General features: G+C 63.9%; 13 protein-coding genes and 3 pseudogenes. 7 read left to right on the top strand and 9 right to left on the bottom strand.

The genetic code is table 11. From position 1 onward, the window contains the following. Positions 1–61: 61 nt before the first annotated feature. Positions 62–4,486 (top strand): tetratricopeptide repeat protein, encoded by a 4,425-nt coding sequence (locus ACZ7CH_RS37815; RefSeq protein WP_470376135.1) that lies wholly within the window; start codon positions 62–64, stop codon positions 4,484–4,486. A gap of 116 nt (positions 4,487–4,602) precedes the next feature. On the opposite strand, the gene ACZ7CH_RS37810 is transcribed toward ACZ7CH_RS37815, so the two are convergent. The 3 genes from ACZ7CH_RS37810 to ACZ7CH_RS37800 form a co-directional block, all read right to left on the bottom strand. Then, the gene (locus tag ACZ7CH_RS37810; RefSeq protein WP_470376134.1) at positions 4,603–6,159 is read right to left on the bottom strand and encodes a relaxase/mobilization nuclease domain-containing protein; all 1,557 of its coding nucleotides are present in this window, start codon (positions 6,157–6,159) and stop codon (positions 4,603–4,605) included. After that, the gene (mobC, locus tag ACZ7CH_RS37805) at positions 6,156–6,512 is read right to left on the bottom strand and encodes a plasmid mobilization relaxosome protein MobC (protein WP_439660600.1); all 357 of its coding nucleotides are present in this window, start codon (positions 6,510–6,512) and stop codon (positions 6,156–6,158) included. Before mobC ends, ACZ7CH_RS37810 begins: the two co-directional genes overlap by 4 nt. Positions 6,513–6,903: 391 nt before the next feature. Further along, positions 6,904–7,077 (bottom strand): helix-turn-helix domain-containing protein, encoded by a 174-nt coding sequence (locus ACZ7CH_RS37800; protein WP_470376133.1) that lies wholly within the window; start codon positions 7,075–7,077, stop codon positions 6,904–6,906. A gap of 25 nt (positions 7,078–7,102) precedes the next feature. Between ACZ7CH_RS37800 and ACZ7CH_RS37795 the strand changes: the two genes are divergently transcribed. After that, entirely contained in the window at positions 7,103–7,771 is a 669-nt protein-coding gene (locus ACZ7CH_RS37795) for a hypothetical protein (RefSeq protein WP_470376132.1), read from the top strand. Between the two features lie 123 nt (positions 7,772–7,894). Here the strand turns inward: ACZ7CH_RS37795 and ACZ7CH_RS37790 are convergent, their stop codons facing one another. Continuing rightward, a complete protein-coding gene (locus ACZ7CH_RS37790; protein WP_470376131.1) occupies positions 7,895–9,400 on the bottom strand; it encodes a recombinase family protein in 1,506 nt (501 codons plus the stop codon). A 32-nt stretch (positions 9,401–9,432) separates the two neighbouring features. Here ACZ7CH_RS37790 and ACZ7CH_RS37785 point away from each other — a divergent pair. After that, a pseudogene (locus ACZ7CH_RS37785) lies at positions 9,433–9,624 on the top strand (MBL fold metallo-hydrolase); the annotation flags it as partial. 40 nt (positions 9,625–9,664) lie between these two features. Here ACZ7CH_RS37785 and ACZ7CH_RS37780 read toward each other — a convergent pair. Both ACZ7CH_RS37780 and ACZ7CH_RS37775 read right to left on the bottom strand, forming a co-directional pair. After that, positions 9,665–10,069 carry a type II toxin-antitoxin system VapC family toxin gene (locus tag ACZ7CH_RS37780; RefSeq protein WP_470376130.1) on the bottom strand — a complete coding sequence of 135 codons (405 nt, stop codon included), beginning with the start codon at positions 10,067–10,069 and terminating at the stop codon, positions 9,665–9,667. Further along, the gene (locus tag ACZ7CH_RS37775; RefSeq protein ID WP_470376129.1) at positions 10,062–10,343 is read right to left on the bottom strand and encodes a type II toxin-antitoxin system Phd/YefM family antitoxin; all 282 of its coding nucleotides are present in this window, start codon (positions 10,341–10,343) and stop codon (positions 10,062–10,064) included. The genes ACZ7CH_RS37780 and ACZ7CH_RS37775 overlap by 8 nt, the downstream gene beginning before the upstream one ends. A 66-nt stretch (positions 10,344–10,409) precedes the next feature. Here ACZ7CH_RS37775 and ACZ7CH_RS37770 point away from each other — a divergent pair. Continuing rightward, a pseudogene (locus tag ACZ7CH_RS37770) lies at positions 10,410–10,529 on the top strand (MBL fold metallo-hydrolase); the annotation flags it as partial. Between the two features lie 212 nt (positions 10,530–10,741). Beyond that, the gene (locus ACZ7CH_RS37765; protein ID WP_470376128.1) at positions 10,742–15,757 is read left to right on the top strand and encodes a hypothetical protein; all 5,016 of its coding nucleotides are present in this window, start codon (positions 10,742–10,744) and stop codon (positions 15,755–15,757) included. 11 nt (positions 15,758–15,768) lie between these two features. On the opposite strand, the gene ACZ7CH_RS37760 is transcribed toward ACZ7CH_RS37765, so the two are convergent. The 3 genes from ACZ7CH_RS37760 to ACZ7CH_RS37750 form a co-directional block, all read right to left on the bottom strand. Beyond that, positions 15,769–16,503, bottom strand: coding sequence for a hypothetical protein (locus tag ACZ7CH_RS37760; RefSeq protein ID WP_470376127.1), 735 nt, complete (start codon positions 16,501–16,503; stop codon positions 15,769–15,771). 65 nt (positions 16,504–16,568) lie between these two features. After that, complete coding sequence (locus ACZ7CH_RS37755; RefSeq protein WP_470376126.1) at positions 16,569–17,822, bottom strand: hypothetical protein; 1,254 nt, start codon at positions 17,820–17,822, stop codon at positions 16,569–16,571. A 46-nt stretch (positions 17,823–17,868) separates the two neighbouring features. Next, positions 17,869–18,450 (bottom strand): DUF7711 family protein, encoded by a 582-nt coding sequence (locus tag ACZ7CH_RS37750; protein WP_458430863.1) that lies wholly within the window; start codon positions 18,448–18,450, stop codon positions 17,869–17,871. A gap of 29 nt (positions 18,451–18,479) precedes the next feature. On the opposite strand from ACZ7CH_RS37750, the gene ACZ7CH_RS37745 reads away from it, so the two are divergent. Then, positions 18,480–19,496 carry an amidase gene (locus tag ACZ7CH_RS37745; RefSeq protein ID WP_470372461.1) on the top strand — a complete coding sequence of 339 codons (1,017 nt, stop codon included), beginning with the start codon at positions 18,480–18,482 and terminating at the stop codon, positions 19,494–19,496. An 11-nt stretch (positions 19,497–19,507) separates the two neighbouring features. Next, positions 19,508–19,945, top strand: a pseudogene (gene rnhA, locus ACZ7CH_RS37740) (ribonuclease HI); the annotation flags it as partial. Positions 19,946–20,054 lie beyond the last annotated feature (109 nt).

Here is a 20,054-nt window from a genome sequence, read left to right as displayed (position 1 = left end):
GAGCGGCGGGAGTACTAGGCTCACCCGCGCGAGGTCCGATCTTCAGACGTGAGGATGGTTCATGCAGGCGGCAGATGATCACAGCCCCATCGAGATCAACGATGCGATGCCGGACGAGATCTCGCGCGCGGTTGACCCTCGCGTCAAAGACGCCCTGTCGAAGTGGATGACCGACACCGGGACACTCCTTGACTTCGATCGCTGGATCGCCCCAGGGCTGAGTGGAGCGCTCCTTGCGACCGTCGTCATCAACGGTCCAGGTCGCGCTGCCCTTTTGGTGTTGATGAAGGTGTGTCCACCCGGCCGGATCACCGGGAAGGAAGCCGAACGTCATGCTGAGGCGCTCGCTGCTGCCCCAGATTTCGCTGCCGCCCATCTGGTGACATTGCCGGTTCCGCCTGTGATCGGCAAAGGCGGCTGGACCATCATGTTCCAGGAAGTCGCTGGCGGATCACTGCGAACAATTAGGCCGCTTTCGACTATGCGAAGCGGAGACCTCCCGCACGCGACCGCCACAATTGTACGGTCAATCCTGTCTGAATGGAACCCGACCGCCAAGACTGTGCGGCAGGCACCTGTCCCTTTCTTTCGCGAACACTTTGGGACAAGGCTTGTTGAGGGTGGCCCATTGGACCAGTTCGCCCAACAGGTCGTGTACACCCCGTCGATCGGCGCCACACTACCGTCGTGGGTGCGCATCACGACTGGGGAAATAGTTCCAAATGCTATGGCCTGGGCGCGTTCGAACGAATGGCTAGAAAGACTCGAAGCAGAACACTTGATGGTTATCGTTGGCTGCGCCCATGGCGATCTGCACGCCGATAACGTTCTGGTTCCCCAAAAGCCGTTGCCTAACCCTGCAGGGTACCGTCTTATCGACCTTGCAGCGCATAGCAGTAGCGCACCTCTTGCACGAGACCCAATTCACTTGCTGCTATCTATACTTGTCAGAGAGGTTGCTGACCTCACCGACATAAAGCGTCAGGCCGTCTCGGAGTTCCTCCTTGACCCCTCCGTAGATCGACCTGAGCACCTGCAGGTCGCAGGACTGTTGAGTCTCGCGAAGGGCATGTCTGAGGTTGGTGAGGAGTTCGCCAACAAACTCCGACTACTTGACCATTGGCAAGATCAAACCCTGCTATCTCTTGCCGCCAACGCGCTGCTGTTCGCGATCAGGTTGAAAGACCCCTCGATGCAGCAGTGGTGCCTCGAACTTTCCTGCGGTGCGCTAGGCCGCTTCTGCGCTGGTTTGGATGTCGCCGCCCCGGCCGAAGCGCCATTGGTCAGCATCGGCGGCCAAAGCCCCGTCTCCATCGATGTGGCACGAGCGTTCGAAGCCCTGGCTGCAGCATGTACCGACTGGTCCACAGCGCGTAGCACGATCCTGGTCATTGACTCCTCCCAGTTGACGACCCAGGCACGAGCAAAGATCTCAGCCTTGCACTGGAAGGTGATCGTCGACCTCAACCCGTCGACGGATGTCGACGGGGGATGGGCATTTGCCACAGGCGCACCTGGCGACCGACGGTTGTTCACCAAAGACCAGGATCCTTTCTTCGGACGATCGAGCACTGTGTGGCTAGCAGCTGCTGGACTAAGCGATGCAGACCCGGTCGACCCAGGCAAGGATCTACGAGTTTGGCGTCGTAAACATTTCCGATTTGTCGTCAAAGCGATTGAAGCGATGGCGCATGTCTCATCGAACCCTGCCACTGTTGTCTGCATGGGCAAGCCACGGAGCGCTGAACGCGCCATCGTCGAGGCATGTGTCGACGCGCTCGGAGACCGGGTTGATGTCTTTATTGTCGCGACCTCCGACTCCAGCTTCCTGGCAGAATATGATGCTCGCACGATATTGTGCGACCCCAGCGACCTGCTACAGATAGTGCCCGAAAGGCCAGCTATCACCGACGGGACGCGCGTTGCCACGTTGCCAAGCCGCGACGGCCGGATCTCCCTGCCTGACGATTTTGTCAGCCGGTACGCGGATACGATGGATCTTCTTCATTCTGAGGTAGGGATCGTAGGCGAACGGAACCGCAAGCCAGACGCCTTTTACAAAGGTCGTCCGATTACCTGGTATGAGTTGGGCCTGGGACTCGACGTTGAGAGACGCTCCACATCAGAGCTCGTTGACGAAGTGCTGCGCCCAAGTCTGAAGCAGCACACTACCCTCAGAGTAGCGCTCACCCACACACCCGGCGCAGGGGGGACGACGATGGCGCGTCGTGCCGCTTGGGACCTAAAAGACGAACACCCAACGGTGTATGTACGCGGCGACGTCGACGAGAGCGTGTTCATGCAGGCGATAAGCGAGCTCGCGCAACTGTGTGACATCTCAGTGTTGGTAGTGGCGGAACTTGTTCCAGACGTGACTGTACGGAACGTTTTCGAGGCGCTCCGCGCCAACTCTGTACCGGCAGTGATTCTCGTTACCGCTCGTCGCACAACAGCACCGAGTGGGGGCACGAAAAGTCCGGAGATCGGCAACGATACCGAGCGACGCCATCGCAGCGTCCATGTTGGCGCGCTCAACCACTTGCAGGAAAGACTAGACATAGCTCAACGATTCGCAGATCTCAATCCTCAACGAAGTGTCGAAGTGTTTGAACTGGCCGCCAGAGCTAGCGACAACAACGTGCCATTTTTCTACGCCCTTACAGCATTCGGCACAGAATTTGAAGGTCTGCAAGGTTACGTTGCACAGTTCCTGGTCAACCTTTCAGATCAGGACCGGGAAGTAGTTGTACTCATTTGCATGTGCCATCTTTTCTGCGGCGTCCCGGTGCCAGCAGAGCTGTTTGCCAAGTTTCTTGACATCCCGTCCTCCGCAAACGTCGACCTCGCGAAGGAACTCGCTCCTGCACTAAGCGATCTCTTGGTTGAGGATCCAGAGGGCGCTTGGCGGACTACCCATAGCTTGATCGCTGAAGAAGCCCTCCGGCAGATTCTCTCACCTGAAGGGATTACACCTGGACGCGAGGACTGGAAGGCCTCCCTGCCTGGATGGAGCCTGCGCCTCATTAGTCATGCAGCGACCGTATTCGGGCGACGACTTCCAGTTGACATGAAAAGCATCATAGATCGCCTGTTTACGACTCGCGAAAGTCGTGAACCCGTAGATGTCGAAGGAGGTGGCAATGCCACGTATACCGATCTCATGCGCGCTTTGTCATCTGCCGGACGGCTTCAGATCCTCAGGGCGATCGTGTCAGCGTTCCCAGAGGAGCCGCACTACTGGGCGCACCTAGGTCGGCTCCTATCGTACGATGCAAGCGATTTTAGCAATGCATTGGCGGCCGTCGACCGCGCAATCGCACTTTCACCAAAAGACCCACTCCTGCACCACATGAGAGGCATGGTGTTCCGCAACGAGATGCGTGCCCGTATCCGCGAGGCCGGCCTCAATGGTGCCACGGAGCAGGAGGGTCAAGTTCTCGAGCTGTGTCAGTCCGCAGGCGACGCATTCCGAAACGTTTCCAGCATCGATGATTCGACCGAGTACGGACATATCGCGCTTGCTCAGACAAATATTGCAGCAATCGAATACGGCTATACACTATCAGGCTCCACAACGTACGCGCAGTTTCTGTCGCGACCGACGACCGGTCGTTACCGCGACCTGCTGGCCGACGCCGAAGAAAGCATCGAATCTGCCCGAGAGATCCGCGGTTCAGACCGAGCATCCTTTGTTGCAGAGACCGTCGAAATCCAACTTGAGAAGTTGTATGATGACTACTCCGCCCTCCTTCAAGGGTGGCGCAACCTGCTCGACCGAACAGACCTCGCAAAGCCGCCCATCCGGAGGCGGCTCGCTCGGGCCTACCGAAATAGGGCTGGCTCGTGGCGCAAAGCGTCAACCAAGGATGTCCAACGTGCGGTCGGTCTACTGGAAGAGAACCTGCTGGACAACCCGCGCGACGCACACAGCCTGCTGGAATGGCTCTGGGCCGCTCGCTTCACGAACGCATCGCTGGACCAGGCCGCCGATTTGGTGGCCGGATGGGCCAAAACCGATGGAAGCCGTGAAGCTCTGTTCTACGATTACGTCATCTCGTATCTACTCGCAATGGCGGGGCAAGAGGCTGCTGTCGATGACTATCAGCGGAAGGTCGAGCGGTGCCGCGAGCGCGCCACCTGGTTCGGCAATCGAAGGTTCCCTTACGAATGGCTCGGCGGGGGTTCGGGACTTGGCCAGCTGATCCACCATTCGGATCTAACGACCTGGGAACGCCGAAGTGGTAGCCCTGCACCCTCGATCCTCCTACGTGTGCCTGGCCGGGTTCAGTCGATCACGAAGCCGACGGCAGGAACTATCGCCTTCGAGCACGGCCTGCAGGCCTTCGTCGTACCCTCTGCGTCCGACCTACTTAGGGGCCGTGACGAGAACAAGCGGGTGACCGCAATCGTTGCCTTTCGATACGACGGACCGATAGCTTTCGTCCAGAAGACCTCTGACGTGGAAGAACCTGGGCCAGCCCGATAAGGCAATCGGCGCCGTACCTGCTCTCTCGAAGGGAGATTGTCCCACTCATACGGCCTACGAGCGGACGAATGTCTCAACTTCCCGCTTGGGGAACGACACGCTTGGCCTGAACCTCGTCAGTGCGCGCGACCGCTCTTCGGGAAAGTTCGATGCCTCGAGATCGCTCCTATCGACGGTCTTTTGGTAAGCTCACGTCGCGGTTTTAATGGTGTAACTGTCGGCGGCGTGCGGGCTGGCGTTCCCATGCGATACGTGTTCCCCGCCAGCATCTGATCCAGCACGCCGCGGGTGGCCCTCGCATGCCGAGCCGCGACGTGGCGCTGGTGCGCTTCATGCCATGCTGCGATCTCGGCGACTAGCGCTGACACAGCCATCACGAGCGCGATCAACTGGTCAGGTGCGACCCGTTGACGTGCTGGATTACGCACGCCCGCTCTGATCAATTGGTTAGCGGCTGTGCGCAGATCACGCGACACCTTTGCCCATCGACGGGGCAAGACCTGTTCGGGTACACGGCCGGCACGCGCGTATGTCTCCCATGCGTCGACCAGCAGTGCCACTCGATCCGCATCCGCGACAACGACGAGAGCCAACAGCATGTCGCCTGTCGCATGAGCGATGCCCTGCATAGCCTCCTGTCCGAACTCGGTCTTGTTCAATGGTCCGCGGTGCCGCATCCGCTCACGTGCAGGCAGAAGAACCTCATCGACGATCCCCTGCACCGAGGCAGGCACGGTCGTCTCCACCGATTTCCACCGGCTCATGAGCTTCGAGTAGCTGAGATCCGGACCGAGCTTGCCTCCGGCGAAGTACAGCGGATCACCCGACGCTGCGCGGCACGCCGGGTCGGAGGCGTCCGTGACCGAGTAGCCGAGGATCCGGCCGTGGTGACCTTGACGGACGCGTACCGTCGCATTCGCCAACGCCAGGTACTCCACGAACTCGTCCCAGTTCCGCGCGGCAGCAGCGGCGATGGAAACCTGACGACGCAGCTTGATGCGAATCGCGACGTCCGTGCGTCTCTGGCTGGCGGCGTGGAGCCTGGACGCCTTCTCGTTCTCAGCGCGAGTTGGACGAGGTGTCGCCGTCCGATCCGCGGCGCCGGTGCTTGTGAGGCCATACCGCTCCTCGGCCGCGTTGCACGCCTCCTTCACACGCCGGAAGTCGTAGTTGCGGTGCGGGTGCACGAGCTCGCCGGTGTCTTGTCGAACCAGCACTGCGGCGATGTGCACGTGGTCAGGCGCGTGACGAATCGCGACCCATCGGCAACCGCCAGGATCATCGCGCTCGGCGATCCCAGTGCGGTGCAGTACGTCCGCCACCACGTCTGCCCACTGCTCGTCCGTCAGCAGCGGGTCGTCAGGATGGTTGCGCAACGAGCACTGCCACACGGGGCCTTTCGGGACCCGGCTCACAGTGCCTGACCAGTCATCCTCACGCGGACGGCGCTTGGGCACCCCGGCCAGCGCCGCAGGTGCCCGAAGAGCTGCGACCAAGGCACCGACGTCGAACCGGTCGGTTCCGAGTTGCTCGGGCTGGTGCACCTCGAGACGACCGTCCCATGTCGCGAAGACGTGCTGATCCGTGTGTGCTGACTGCTCGGTGCTTCCTGGTCCCATCAAGTAGCGGATGAGGCCGTAGACGTTCCAGCCGCGCGTCACCTTTCCGATCACGTCGACTCGAAGCGGTCGACGATGCGTGCCAGGAGTGCATCGACTGCGGACAGGCGCTCATCCAGTTGAGCCACGATTCGATCGATGTTCGCGATGACGCGAGACGAAGCGAGGCCGACCTCGCCGGTCGTGTTCGCCACAGCCGCCAACTGGTTCAGGTTGTTGCCGTGCAGGACGCTCGCGCGACGCAGCTGCTGAAGCTCCGTCTGCACCTGCATCAGCTGCTGCCCGATCTCCTTCGCGGCTACTCGCCGCGGGTTGTTATCAGCGAGTGCCGCTTCAACGGCTGCCTTTGCGATCCACGCGCCGACTCGGAGCTGTGCTCGCGCTGCGGCCGAAACGACTGCACTCATCTCGGGCTCGTTGAAGCGTGCTGTCTTCGCGATGTCACGCCTCTGCATAGCGTGCGGTCGGTATCCCCCAGTACTTCCGTTACGCGCCATGCCATCCCCCCGGATGAGCCAAGCTTGGCGGCCGCCGGCCAGCAAGGCCAAAGGCTGCTTTTTGTCTACCTTGCTCCTGTCGCCACTCCTGCTGGGAGCGGCGGGGTGCCGGTGTCACAACGCGCACCGGCACCCCGAAAATCAAGCCGATCAACGGCATCCGTCACGCGGACTTGAGGCGTCGCCGGTCGACAAGATCGCGGCAATCCTCAGCCGTTGCCGCGCGCTGAACGGCGGCGCGCTACGCACGATCTCCTCGACGTAGTCGTCGATGTGACGAGCAGGTTTTCCGCGTGTCCTTCTACTGCGGGTCACGGGTCACCCCCGCTACCCGATGAGCCGCCGCAAACGCGTCGAGGTCGTCGACGGCGACTCGCACGAGCCGTCCAAGACGGATGTGCGGGAGCTTGCCGGCCCTGATCGCCCGGCGGATCGTGACCTCGGAGACGGACAGATGTGCGGCCGCCTCCGACACAGGTAGGTAAGCGGGTGGAGTCTTGTTGTCTGCCAAGGTGTGGCCCTTCCGGAACAGGAAGGCCAGCGACGCGCTATGCGGCTACAGCGTTCCCCCGAACGCGCACAGCCCATCCCGGCCCTCGCTGCAACGAGCTGCGAGGGACGCGGCGTCCTGGAGCACGGGCAACGCGCGGACCGGTGACGACAAGTCGACCTGGTGGACGCGCTTGACGCGCGGGTGGCGCGTTCTGCAACGGCTCGGTGGCCGGCGGCGCGACGAACTCACCGGCGAGGAGGTCAAGCAGCCACAGCAGGACCGACACAGGAAACTTCTGTTCGGCAGCCCTGCACAGCAACACCAAGAGCCGGATGAGTCGCATTGCCGCGTCGACCTCAAGCGCGATCGTTGGTCGATCCGCAGGCTTCACGCCCAGGCCAAACGCACGGCCGAAGTCGCGGCTGACGGACCGCTTGAACGGGTCGTGTTCGCTGAGGATCATCAGCTCTTGGTGGACCGTGAACGGAAGATCCATCACCTTCGCGAGCAACCTGAGTCGCTTCGGATGACTCGCGGCAACCCTCGTGTTCGCCGCGTCGATTCGGTCGGCGAAAGCCTCGAAGCCACCGAGCAGACCGCGCGGCAACGCCGTCTCGATGCCCTGCATCTCTTCAGGTGGGAGGGTCTTACGCAGCTCGCGAACGAGGTGCACTAGTCGATGGATCTCACGAGCGGAGTAGCACTCGGCGCGAGCGGCGGGCGCGGTTACCTGACGCACCACTGCGTCCCGCCGCGCCTCTGAGCTCCCCCGAGTACTCATGTGACCACAGTAGACAGCTTAGGAACGAGCTTCCAAGAAATCCGTGGGCAGATTGCGAATCTCTTCGGGCGTGGCTTGATCGTCGTCCCGTTCGAACTGGATCTTGACCGACTCGGGCTTGAAGCCTGGGCCGCCTCGGGACGGCATGATCGTGACCGTGACACCCATCGCCGTGAGGAGTGCCCGGCGCTGAAGCACGGTCAGTTGCTTCCATCGCTCCTGCGCTTGAGGCCCAACCATCTCGGTGACCATGTCGCTGGGAACACCGACAACCAGACGCATGGCTTCTCGATCAGCCTCCTCCAGAGCTGGCCGGAGCTTCGCGTTGATTCTGTGGAACTGCTCGCGATCAAGCAGGTCATCCGCGTAGTCGTCGGCTGCGGCCTGGAGCCGGGCGCGGATGCCAGCAGCGTGCTCTCGCGCGGCTTGCGCGGCGACATCGTCCCGAGTCAGCAGGTCGCGGGCATCAGGTTCCTGGAGCCGTCGCACGACCACGCGCTCCACCAAGTCATCCACCCACTCCTGGCGTCGCCCGACGCATGAGGACGGCGAGTCACAGACGTAGAGCGGTGTCTTGCCCAGCTCTTTGCGTCGCTGGTTCAGCCACCTGTTGGAGACGCGAAGAGCTGATCCGCACTTGCCACAGCAGCCAATCCCGAACGTCAGCAGGTGCTGTCGGGCACCGCCACGTGTCTGCACCCGCGAGGGATCAGTAAGGAGAGCAACGACCTGATCGTGCTTGTCCGGGTCCACGATCGGGGGCCAAGCCGCCGGGCCGAAGTCTTCTCCTCCGCGCTTCCGGCGAGCGATGTTGGACAGCCGAAGAGCCAGCTTGCGGACTGAGCTGGTGCCCCACGATCGGTCGCCGCCGTACGGCGTGGGGACCTTGCGGGCGTTCAAGTCCGCGGTGATCACGTTCAGGGACTCGCGCGCGAGCAGGCGGTCGACGATCTCGCGCACGATGGCCGCTTCTGCCTCGTCTACCTCATCCGTGAAGCTCAAGACGCGACCGTTCTTGTCCTGCTCGTAGACCCGGCGCCACCCGTACGCCACGGCACCGTTAGCACGCCCCTCTTCCGCACGTTGGAGTGCAGCGCGGGCAACGCGTTCGCCTTTGAGCTCCGACTCCAACGTGTCGGCTTCACCGAGGATGCCCGCGACCATGCGGCCGGCTGCGCTCGTGAGGTCGATGTCGGAGCCCTTCACCAACGAGATGGACACACGAGCGCGCGCCAGCAGCTCGATCGCGTCCACGCGCTCCTTCCGATTGCGCCACAGCCTTGCCATGCCGTAGGCGACGATTCGGGTGATCTCACCGCGCGAAGCCGCTTCCATGAGCGCCTGGTACGCCGGGCGTGGGCCTCCACGCAGCGCGCTCAGGTCGTTGTCGACCCACTCGTTGAGGACAGTCCATCCACGGGCCTGCGCGAGTGCTCGCCCGTCCTCGATCTGGCGAGTGACCCCCTTCTCCATCTGCAGCGGGTCTTCGCTGATGCGCGCGTAGATCCCCACGACCTCGGTCATGAGAAGAGGCTACCGATGTTCACCGCTAGTGTGATTTACTCTTCCCGGGGGGTGTGGGCAAGACCACCTCGCCCGACAACTTCGCCTCGCTCATCAACGACGTCGAGGACCGCGTGTTCGCGGTGCTGCCCGACGAGACGTGGTTCTACCCCGGTCACGGCGACGACTCGACCCTCGGCGAGCAGCGCCCGTCCCTCGCGGAGTGGCGCGCCCGCGGCTGGTGACTTTCGGCCTGCCGGAGAGCCTGTTCTCCGGCAGGCACCATCAGACCTCGATGATCGTGACCATGCCGTCGAGACCTCTGAAGTCCTCGGGATTCCTGGTGTACAGCGGCAGCCCGCGCGATGACGCGACGGCGGCGATCATCAAGTCCATCCGCCGAGGCTTCGGGTTTCGATTCGCCGCAATGGTGAGCGCCACCAACGTGCCGTACCTGGCAGCTGCCTGACCATCGAAGGGCAGCGGCTCGAAGTCGACGATCGCCGCACCCAGCTTCTCTGTGCGCGCAGCTCTGGACGCAGCGTCCTTCGCCATCACCACGCCTTGGTGCAACTCGGCCATCGTGACAGTGGTGAGCTCGGGAACCTGCGGCAGACCAGCCGGATCCAGAAGGCCCAGATCGATGTAGGCGCACGTGTCGAGCACCCCCGACTCGGGACGTTCAGCCACGACTGCGCTCCCACGGGTCAGAGTCGCCCACACGATCCTCGTCACCGAAGAACTCGTCAGCTTCCCGCCGCATCTGAGAGTGATCGACCTGAGGCAGGGTCCTGTGCCGTTCGACGAGTTCCTCAGCCGTCATGCGACGGCGACGACGAGGCAGGGGACGGAGTTCGGCGACCTCCACGCCGTTTCGCGTCACGTGGTAGGTCTCGCCCGCCTCCACCGCGTCCATGACAGCGGCGGAGTGGTTGCGAAACTCCCGTTGGCTGATGACCTTCACCAGGCGAGTGTAGCCCCGCGTAGCACCATGAGCTACATCAGGAGGGCTTGTTCACCGTTAGTGCGTTCGCTCATCAACGACGTCGAGGACCGCGTGTTCGTGGTACTGCCCGACGAGACGTGGGTCTACCCCGGTCACGGCGACGACTCGACCCTCGGCGAGCAGTGCCCGTCCTTCGCGGAGTGAAAGCCATACAATCGCAGCCGTGGTGACATCGATTTGCACCGCAGTCATCCTGACCGGAAGGCAGTTGGAGTAACGCTCACCTCTTCACCTCGATGTACCAGTACCGCGGTCGCAACGAGAAGCGATGAGCTCGACCAACTGCTGGAGTGGACATGAACGGCGCCCCTGAACACACACCTCCACCCAGCCTTTCGACTCCACTGCTGCTCCAGGTGGATCAGCTCGTCCGGGCCTTCAGCAGCATCCACGATTCCGGTAGATCGGGCACTGCTGCGGACATCATCCACAACGATCTGGTCAGCGCACTGAGAAAACTCTCCCAAGTACACTTCGATGACTACACTCCGGATTGGCTGGTATCCGCTCCGGACGCCGGACTCGGCCTTCTGTGGAAATCGATCGACGGTGCGGCCGATCTGGAAGTGGACAACCAACTGTGGCTGGTGCTCGCCAATGAGCTGGAAGAATCCGGTCTGCGCCACAAGCTCCAGTCGATATCGGTACCGCACGACGACACCAAATCTACTGCTCAGAGCGCAGATGATCTGGACCGCTGCTCGTTCACCGCAGTGCACGATCCCTCAGGCCGGCAAGTCCGTCTCGACTTCGCCTGCGAGTTCAGCGATCAGAGAGCGCCCGATGACGAACAAGCAGTAGAACACACGTGGAAGCATCGCGTCACGGTAGCTGCCAACGGGTTGCCGAAATCGGTTCTGGACTCATTCGCCAACGGGCTCGACGACGCCATCAAGGTGCTGCGCGACATCGGCTTTTCGGATCTCCAAGTCGCGAAAATCGCGCATGTGACAATTTATCCCGGCACACACCAGACATCGAGACTTCCAGTTCTCCCGGGAAACGCCAGGCTGGTGCTTGCCGTCGCAGCCATAAAACATGCGCTCCAACTTCCGGAGGACTTCAGCCCGGACAGCTCGCTGCGAGACGGCCAGACCGAGGCCGGCTTTCAGCTCCTGCAAGCAAGACTTGCCGAGCTCGGCCAAAAATGGCTGGAGGTCAGACGTGCCGTCGCATTGGCAGGCCTGCACAGCAGAAAATGGGAGCTGACCAGCACGAGCGGGGAGAACGAAAGGTGTGCCAGCACTCCCGAGGGCACACGGCTGAAGGTTGTGACCAGGCAACAGGAGATCCTGGTCAACCACTTCTCAACCAACCCGCACCAGCCGGCCTTGCTCGGAGGAGGCGCAAGCAGCGGCAAAACGACCACGGCTGCCCTCGTTGCCGAGGAGCTCAGCAGCGGAAACCAGTGGCGAACACTCTTCCTGCGCCCTTTGTCCCACACCTCGCTCCGCCCGGGAAACCTGCTGGAAGCAGTGCGCTTGGCGCAGATCGCCGCGCCTCCGAGCCATGCGGAAAGATCCTTGGTCGTAGTGGATGAGGTTGCGCCCACCGAAAACTTCAACGATCTGGCCGATGAACTCGTCAACAGGGATGTTCCACGAGGAACCAGCATCCTGGTCTTGGCCCTGTACGGCGACCACGGCGGAGAGTGGCAAACGGACGGGCTTCGACAGGTCACGATCAACACCAACTCCAAAGATCGAATTAACTTCACAAGGAGACTTTTCGAGCAGAGCCGGCATCGCGAGCAAGAATTTGCGCCTCTTCTCAAGCCGCTGGTGAGCTTCGCGGGAACTGACCGCTGGCTGCTCACTCGTTCTGCCAGCGAGGTGATGGCGGTCATGGCCAGATCAGCGGACTCCCCCGCCGCCAGCAGGAAGGAGCTGCGGAACATAACCGGAGCCAACTTGAAACCGAGTGGCCGGCGGGCACTGAGCGCCAAAGCCCTCAGCGCGCTCGGTCAGGTGATCGGCTTCGACCACGCAGCAGCCGCGCCTGGCACTGCCGGGCCGAATCTCCAAGACACCCCTCAGCACGCTTGGATCAGTGCCCGAGTACCGTCCGAGCACACTCAAGCACTGCGCTACCTCGCACTGCTCTCGATGCTGCGGACAGGCGTGTCCGACGCGGCAGTGGCAACGGTTCCCCCGACAGTTCTGGTCAGCTTGGGAGCCGCTAGGCGCGCATACGGATGGCGGCTCACCAGCGTTCCGATCGCTCGCGCGGTGTACATCCACACGCTGAGCCAAGCAGACTCGTCCAGTTCTGCCGCCCAGTTCAAGGTCAACGACCCTTATCTCAAGAGGCGGATTCTCTCCGACCTCGTCGAGTACCTGGAGCCGATCGCGGTCTCCGAACCGGCCGAGGCTTCCAGGATCGTACTCGCCAGTCGCCTCATCGGAGACTCCGCTCCGCGAAAACTGACCGACAGGTTCAGCAAGAAGATCATCGCCAGCATCAGCTCAGCGCCTACGGCAGAAACGTGCAGCCGAGTGCTGAACGACCTTTATCCTTTTCTCGACCACCCATCCCGTCTCACGCTGCTCCGAATGATGTTCAGAGATCTGTCAGTGGGCGGCTTCGCGGCACTCGACCACGACGTCGCGATGCAGTGCCTGGCTGTCATGAGGCGCGATGAGGAATTCATGCGCAGCCATGACGACGATCAGGCGCTCTTCAACGACGTCGTCAAAGTCGTTGCCGAGGACCTGGAGGCACTGGCTGAACGCTTCTCTCCTCCGGAATCGGTCGAGCTGCTCATGACAGCCCGGAAGATACCGGACCCCCAGGTGGCTGACGCCGCCCTGAACGCGGCGCAGGCGGCATTTTCGTGGTCAGACCCGACTCGGATCGATCACTATCGAGCACTGGTCAGCCTCGTCCGAGCACTGCGCGACGTGGACGACAGCGTCGTTCTCATCTCCGACCTCCGCGGCGCCAAGGGCTGCGCCGACCTGCTGGACGCATCGCCAGGCGACCTCGAGTGCGGCCTCTTCTTGAGCAGGCTGGGGGCGCGCATCGCCGTTGGCGAAGACCCGACCGACAACGCCGCCGCCATGGAGGAGTGGGTCAAACTTCTGGCCTCCGCCCTGCGCACCGCCGACGCACAGGACTTCCTCGCCGGAATTCTCGTGCTGCGCCGCGCGACCCGCAAGGTGCTCGCACCGCTTCTGGGATCACTGGACCTGACCGACCGGCTGCACCAGATGCTCGTCCGCAGCCCGGCCGACACCATCACCGAAGTTCTGCGGCTGTTGTACGAGAACGCTCCCCACCAAGCTTGGCACCTGCTGTACGACCAGTCCGGAAGGATCAGACGAGCTTTCATCTCCGCATGGGTATCGCGAATATCAACCGACGCCGACTTGCGTGAAGTCGGAAAAGCACTTCAGCTCACCGCCAAGATCGATTCCCTGGAAATACGCCTCAGCGAGCAGACTGCCCACCTCGACATCGAATACTTCTCCAGGGCATTGTCCGACTCACTGATCCTCGGGGTAGAAGCCGCTCTCAACCATGAGGATCGACCAGAGGTGGTCCGGCACGTCCTCCAAGGACTAATAGACTGCAACACGCCCGCCGAGGAATTGGAACGCTTGCGGGCGAACTGCTCGCGCATTCTGCTCGACGGCGCCGCCAACGGCATCCAGGAAGGCGCGGCACGGTTGGCTTTGCGCTTGTCCCACGAAGACGCATTTGGCCCTGCCTTCCTCGAACCACTGCACAAGGCCTTGACAGAACGCCCTGCAACCGGGCACCGGAGAGATGATGACTCCTCTGCCGAGAAGCTGGTGGAGATCCTGCTCCGCGTGGGCATGCCCTCCCACATCGAAGCTCTGCACCGCCTGGTGCTGGCCATGAGCCCTGAGGCCGCACAAGCCTTCGAGCGGGATTTCAACGCGAGATCGTTCTTGCGCGGCCTGCCGATCCAACGCTCTCTCGACACGATGCGTGCGCTGACCGCAGTGAGCAAAACGCTCTCCTACGCCGGCCGCACCAGCGCCGGCCAAGAACTGCTGGACCTCACCGGCGGGACCAGGAAGTGGGAGGTGAGACTAGGACAGATCGGGAACATCCACCACTTCATCGAATGTGTCGACCTCCTCGGCGACATGAGCGCCGAGGAGTCCAGGAGAGTGATCGACTTCCTCAACCAGCAGAGATCGACTCGATCTGCCGGACAACTGACGCTATGGCACAACAGCACCCCGGAGCCGTCAAGGCTTCGAACGTTGATGAAACAGGCCAGCTCAAGCATCACAACGTTGCGGATGTTGCGGAGCGTGTCCAAAACAAGCCCTGATGTCGCTCGCAAGCTCGCGAACAGCTATGCCAACGGAAAATGGTGGGAGCACGACATCCTGACGTTGATCGACACGGCAGAGCCCGCGGAACTGGGCAAGCTGCTGAGAGACGCGGCACGCCTCCACATCGAACTGTCCGACGGTGCCGTGAACCGGCTGGCGCAACGCTGGACCACCGAACTCCAGGGCGTTCGTGGTGTCTGGTCGTTGACAGAGCTCCTGCGCGGGGTGCACGCCACCGCGCCCGAGGTGGCGGTCCAGATCACGGAACAGATCAGGTTCGACCTCCTCAAGCGGCGAGTGGAGCAAGGCCGCATCGATGAACTGCTGAAGATGGGGTCCTTGTTGAACGTTCTGCGCCTGATCGGCGCTGAGGCCCAGGCAGGAGACCTCCTCGACGCTGTGCCCATCAGAGCTTTCACCAGGGTCGAAGCCGCCGAACTCGCCGAGTTCGGGGTGACTTGCTCTGAAATGGCGATGGACGGCCATCAGGCGCTTGAACTCTGTGACCTGCTGCAGGAGCGCCGATCCATGCTGATCTCCAGCAGGTTCACCCTCGACCGATCCGAGCTGTCGATCTCGGCCGGTTTCGTCTCCATGGCCTTGATGGCCCTGGGACGTGATCCTGAGGAAGCCGAATGCAGAATGGCGACCAACCACCCGGCCGCTCGCCTGTGGATGCGAGCTTTCTCCATCACCCCTTCGATCAACTCTTCGGACGATGCCCGTGACGACTACGACAAGGTCTCAGGCCAAGATCTGCGCCAATGGGCAGCTGCGGCACTGCTCTGCTGTGCCGCGACAGACGGCACGTTGGGCGAGCTGGATGAAGACCACGCGCGAAACCTGACCACCCGCGCTTTGGGAGCGTCACCGAAGTGGCTGTTCGCTCTCATGCTCTTCAGCGAGAGGTTTTCCGACCTGTCGCGTCTACTGGCTCCCCGTACGTACGAAATCGAACAGAGCCTCGACACTGCTTGCAGGTTCAGCATGGACGGTTCGGCAGCCGCTCGGTCGACTTTGAACAGACTGTTCTCCACACCGCACGATCTCCACGATTTGTGACGGGTGGCAGCTCATCCGTCGATTCCCGTGCTGTGCATGTCCAGTTCAGCAGCTTCACCAGCTGATGCGAACAGTCTCAGGAAATACCGGCCGTACGAGGTCAGGATCCACCTCTGCTCGCCGTCGGCATCACCTGTGGAGGTGTCCGCGATCAGGCCGTGGAGTTGAAGCATGGACAGCACCGGACGGAGCACGCGTTCGACATCAGTCCGTTCGGAGGCTATCTCCGAGAACGTGAGACCGGCGGTTTCTCCTGCACCGCCGGATCCTCCGCTGTCACCGGGGTGGAAGAGGACGTCCAGCACCGCGACGTGGGGCTCCTCCAGCGCGGCCAGAGTCGCTCCTTCGATCACCTCGCGGTTGAGCTTTTCATTTTCTGTAATACCACCGAGCCGATGCAGTTGTCGACCGATAGCGATCAACTTGCGTTGCGAAGCAGTCCGCCCGGCTGCTTCGAGGAGCTGCTCGGCAAGGGTTTCTTTGAGGGGGCTCGCAGTGAGTCGATTGACCAACTGCTCCAAAGACAGGTTCCCGATCTTGCCGGCCATGTCGAGAACGAACCCGCTTTGTCTCTCCTGTCTGATCGCCTGGCGTCTCCGGAGGGCCTCAGCAGACTCCACGGCAGCCTGCGACAGGGCAGATCCGATGCCCGGAATCCATCCGACGATTCCAGCAGCAGCAACACGGACCAACGCGTCCTTGGACTCACGCTGTTTGCTGCTGTTCGAGTTCTTGTTTGCACTCATCGGCACATCGTGCCTTAAGTGGTGGTCGTCGAACCAGCTGATTCAACAAACAGGTGCCGAATCTGCTAGCTGGTGGCTGTGCCACTGGTCCTCGCCCGTCGGTCCAGCACCGCGATGACCACCAACGCAGCGGCAGCCACGCTCAACAACAGGCCCCACACCGGCAAGTACTCGGCTTCCGGCAACTGCCCCCACACCCGCCCGTAGTCGAGCACCGGCTGCACCACCTGCCGCAACCCGTCGGCGAACCCCACCAGCACCAGCCCGAACGCGACCGGCAACACCCGCAGGTGCAGCAACGTAGGCGCGGCGGTCGCCGCCGACGACGTCACCGCCGCCATGGCCAGCCCGATGACCAGCGCCCCCAGCCCGCCCTGCGTCACGTCGGCGTACTCGCCGGTGAGCTCGACCACCGTCACCATGAGCACGGCGAGCACCGCGCACGCCAGCGCCGCCACCACCGTCGGCTGTCGCAGCTGCGCCGCGAGCAACCCGACCCCGACACCGACCAGTGCGGCGGGCGCGTAGTTGGCCACGCTGCCGGCGGACATGTAGATGGCGAGCGTGATCGGCGCGGCGACCGCGAACAGCACGAGCCCCGCCGTCGCGATCCTGAGCAGCGCGCCCCGTCCCAGCGCGATCGCGATCGCGGTGGCACCGGCCAGCAGGAGCACCCCTGCCACCACCGGTGCGGAGGGCTGTCCGACGAGGTGGCCGAGCACCGCCACCACCACCGGCAGCAGCGCGGCGAAGGTGCCCACCACCTTGGTGCGCCGGTCGAGTGACTCGACCGGCACCTTGCCCGTTCGTGCTGCGAACACCGCCAGCACCGCTCCGGCCACCGCGAGCCCGGCCAGCGTGATCTCCAGGGCCGCCGGCCGCAGCGGGCTCGACAGCCACGACAGCCCGAGGAACACCGTTCCCAGCAGCTGCACCGCGACGACCAGCGCCGCCAGCGCGGCGTCCCGTGCCGCCGACAGCGCGCCGAGGACGACCAGCACCGCCCCCGCGGTCCCCAGCGACCCGACGATGCTCGCGATGCCCGGCCGGGAGCTCGTGAGGTGCACGTGCGACTCGGTCGTCGCGACGAGGACGCCGAGGGTGCCCGCCACCAGCAGCCACGGCCACCGCCGCGAGAACCACACCCCGGCGACCGCCGCCACGAGCGGCATCCCGAGTGTCGCGACGGCGTACTTGCTCAGCTCGAACGTCTCGCCGCGGGTGGAGACGAGGTCGGCGTCGCTCACGGTGAACAGGGCGAGGAGCGCCAGCGCGACCGGCCCCCAGAGCCAGCCGAGCTCACGACGGGTGTTCTGCACAGCGCGGAACGTAACCCAGCACGCAGGACGCCGGGGTGGAATCGGATCAGTTGACCACGTCGAGCAGCTCCAGGTACCCGCCGCTGACCCGCCACAACGCGTCCGCGTGCGGTGTCAGCTTGCCCGGCGCCCACCGGTGGTCGGTGTAGGTCTGCTGGGCCCGCCGCAACGCCGCGAGGCTGACCTCCAGCTCCTCCTCGACCCGCTTGCGCAGCTCGTCGGGTGACGGCGCGGCCTGGCGCACCAGCTCACCCGTGCCGTCGCTCACGGCGACGAGCGTCTCCTCGGCGATCCCGCCGGCCGCGCTCCACACCAGCGCGGGTCGCTCGATCCGGTGGTTCCACACCGGCGCGCCCGCCGACCGCCAGTGCGCCGCGAACGGGTTGCGCGACAGCCGCGTCGAGTTCGCCCAGTGCTCCGCCCCGACCGGTTCGCTGCGCCACGGCACCTCGTCGACCGGCAGGTCCACCACGAGCGCGACGTCGATCATGTCCACGTCCCGCGGCACGTCCAGCAGGTCGCCGAAGACCCACAGCTCGACCACCTGGAACCGGAAGAACGAGGTCGGCAGCTCGGCGCACTTCTCCGCGAGCTCTCCGAGGTGGTGCACAGCACGAGTCCACTTCACCCGCACGATCCTCCCCCATGATGTGCGCGGTGCCCGAACTGACCGCCACCGAGATCGCCCGCGCCGTGAACACCGGCGCCACCACCGCCGTGGACCAGGTCGCCGCCGCACTGGACCGCCTCGCCCGCGTGGAACCGCACCTCCGCGCGTTCACCGAGGTCTTCGACTGCCTGGACCACGCCGCCGAGGTGGACCGCCGCGTGCGCTCCGCGTCCCTGCCCCTCGCCGGTGTCCCGATCGCCGTCAAACGCGGTGAGCGGCGCGCGCACCGGGAACGGTTGACGGCCCTGGGCTGCGTCCCGATCGGGCTGACCACCACTCCCGACGGCACCACGCCGTGGCAGACCTGGGGCCGCAACGCGCACGGCGTGACCCGCAACCCGTGGCACCCCGACCGCACTCCCGGCGGTTCCTCGGCGGGTTCCGCCGTCGCCGTGGCGTCCGGTGTCGTGCCGCTGGCCACCGGCGTGGACGGCGCGGGCTCGATCCGCGTCCCCGCCGCGTGGTGCGGCGTCTTCGGACTGAAGACGACCTCCTCCGAACGCTCGGCCGTCGGCGTGTTCGCCCGCCATCCCGACGACCTGGCGCTCTATCTCGGCTGCGCCGGTTCCGCCTCGGTGACCGCGGCCTGGTCCCCCGACCTGGGCTTCGCCACCGTCGACGCCGAGCAGATCGCGGTGGCGCACGCGGCCGCGCTCGCCCTGCGGCCTGCTTCGGCCGACCTCGTCCTGGCGGACCCCGCCGCCGACTGGTTCGCCGGACGCTGTGGCGCGAACCCCGCCCTGGACGCGTTCTTCGAGCACACGGACCTGCTGCTCACGCCGTGCACGCCCGGTCCGCCGCACGGCCACGACGGGCCGGGTGAGCGCGTGAACACCAGCTTGACCTGGGCGTTCAACCTGAGCGGGCATCCGGCACTGAGCATTCCGGCCGGGTTCTGCGAGGGGTTGCCGGTGGGTCTGCAGGCCGTTGCCCGGCACGGCCGCGAGGCCGACCTGATCACCGCCGCCAACCACCACCGCAGCGCTGTCAGACCTCGTCGGTAGCCTCATCGGGCATGGAGGTCGAGATCTACACCGACGGTGCGTGCAGCCCCAACCCGGGACCGGGCGGCTGGGGTGCGGTGCTGCGCTACGGCACGCACGAGAAGGACATCTACGGCGGTGACATCGGCCCGACGACGAACAACCGCATGGAGCTCATGGCCCCGATCATGGCGTTGGAGGGCCTGACCCGGCGCTCAACTGTGCGGCTCTACACGGACAGCACCTACGTGCGCAACGGGATCACGTCCTGGGTGCACGGCTGGAAGGCGAACGGCTGGCTCACGAAGTCCCGCGAGCCGGTCAAGAACTCCGACCTGTGGCGCCGCCTCGAAGCAGCGGCGAACCAGCACGACGTCGAGTGGCACTGGGTCAAGGGCCACGCCGGCCACCCCGAGAACGAGCGCGCCGACCGCCTGGCCGTGCGCGGCGTCGAGGAGGTGACGGGCCGCGAGATCACGCAGCCCGCGGCGAAGCCGAAGAAGGCGGCCAAACCCCGGCAACCGCAGAAGCCGAGCGAGAACCCGTGCGGCGCGCCCACCAAGAAGGGCACGCCGTGCC

Source organism: Lentzea sp. NPDC037011 (genome assembly GCF_055607425.1).
This window is presented reverse-complemented; position numbering and strand designations above follow the sequence as displayed.